This window comes from Citrobacter amalonaticus, assembly GCF_037053465.1.
In the GTDB taxonomy this organism is placed as follows: Bacteria; Pseudomonadota; Gammaproteobacteria; order Enterobacterales; family Enterobacteriaceae; genus Citrobacter_A; species Citrobacter_A amalonaticus_H.
On sequence record NZ_JBALIF010000051.1, the window covers coordinates 1 to 1,724 of the forward strand.

Sequence of the window (1,724 nt, forward strand, 5' to 3'; positions counted from 1 at the left end):
GTGGGTTGCAAAAGAAGTAGGTAGCTTAACCTTCGGGAGGGCGCTTACCACTTTGTGATTCATGACTGGGGTGAAGTCGTAACAAGGTAACCGTAGGGGAACCTGCGGTTGGATCACCTCCTTACCTGAAAGAACCTGCCTTTGCAGTGCTCACACAGATTGTCTGATGAAAAGTAAGAAGCAAGGCGTTTACGCGTTGGGAGTGAGGCTGAACAGAATAAGGCCGCTCGCTTTCTATTAATGAAAGCTCACCCTACACGAAAATATCACGCAGCGCGTGATAAACAATTTTCGTGTCCCCTTCGTCTAGAGGCCCAGGACACCGCCCTTTCACGGCGGTAACAGGGGTTCGAATCCCCTAGGGGACGCCACTTGCTGGTATGTGAGTGAAAGACGCGTGCCGACATATCTCAAAACTGACTTACGAGTCACGTTTGAGATATTTGCTCTTTAAAAATCTGGATCAAGCTGAAAATTGAAACGACACACCGTTAATGGTGTGTTCGAGTCTCTCAAATTATCGCAATCATGAAGTGAAACATCTTCGGGTTGTGAGGTTAAGCGACTAAGCGTACACGGTGGATGCCCTGGCAGTCAGAGGCGATGAAGGACGTGCTAATCTGCGAAAAGCGTCGGTAAGGTGATATGAACCGTTATAACCGGCGATGTCCGAATGGGGAAACCCAGTGTGATCCGTCACACTATCGTTAACTGAATACATAGGTTAACGAGGCGAACCGGGGGAACTGAAACATCTAAGTACCCCGAGGAAAAGAAATCAACCGAGATTCCCCCAGTAGCGGCGAGCGAACGGGGAGAAGCCCAGAGCCTGAATCAGCATGTGTGGTAGTGGAAGTGTCTGGAAAGGCACGCGATACAGGGTGACAGCCCCGTACACAAAAGTGCACATGTTGTGAGCTCGATGAGTAGGGCGGGACACGTGGTATCCTGTCTGAATATGGGGGGACCATCCTCCAAGGCTAAATACTCCTGACTGACCGATAGTGAACCAGTACCGTGAGGGAAAGGCGAAAAGAACCCCGGCGAGGGGAGTGAAAAAGAACCTGAAACCGTGTACGTACAAGCAGTGGGAGCCTCTTTAATGGGGTGACTGCGTACCTTTTGTATAATGGGTCAGCGACTTATATTCTGTAGCAAGGTTAACCGAATAGGGGAGCCGAAGGGAAACCGAGTCTTAACTGGGCGTTAAGTTGCAGGGTATAGACCCGAAACCCGGTGATCTAGCCATGGGCAGGTTGAAGGTTGGGTAACACTAACTGGAGGACCGAACCGACTAATGTTGAAAAATTAGCGGATGACTTGTGGCTGGGGGTGAAAGGCCAATCAAACCGGGAGATAGCTGGTTCTCCCCGAAAGCTATTTAGGTAGCGCCTCGTGAACTCATCTTCGGGGGTAGAGCACTGTTTCGGCTAGGGGGTCATCCCGACTTACCAACCCGATGCAAACTGCGAATACCGAAGAATGTTATCACGGGAGACACACGGCGGGTGCTAACGTCCGTCGTGAAGAGGGAAACAACCCAGACCGCCAGCTAAGGTCCCAAAGTCATGGTTAAGTGGGAAACGATGTGGGAAGGCTCAGACAGCCAGGATGTTGGCTTAGAAGCAGCCATCATTTAAAGAAAGCGTAATAGCTCACTGGTCGAGTCGGCCTGCGCGGAAGATGTAACGGGGCTAAACCATGCACCGAAGCTGCGGCAGCGA

At 51.0% G+C, this 1,724-nt stretch carries 1 tRNA gene and 2 rRNA genes; all 3 read left to right on the forward strand.

Features of this window, described 5'->3' with window-relative positions:
• Window positions 1-124, forward strand: a 16S ribosomal RNA gene (locus WB371_RS23695); the annotation flags it as partial.
• A 171-nt stretch (window positions 125-295) separates the two neighbouring features.
• A tRNA-Glu gene (locus WB371_RS23700) sits at window positions 296-371 on the forward strand.
• A 184-nt stretch (window positions 372-555) separates the two neighbouring features.
• Window positions 556-1,724, forward strand: a 23S ribosomal RNA gene (locus WB371_RS23705); the annotation flags it as partial.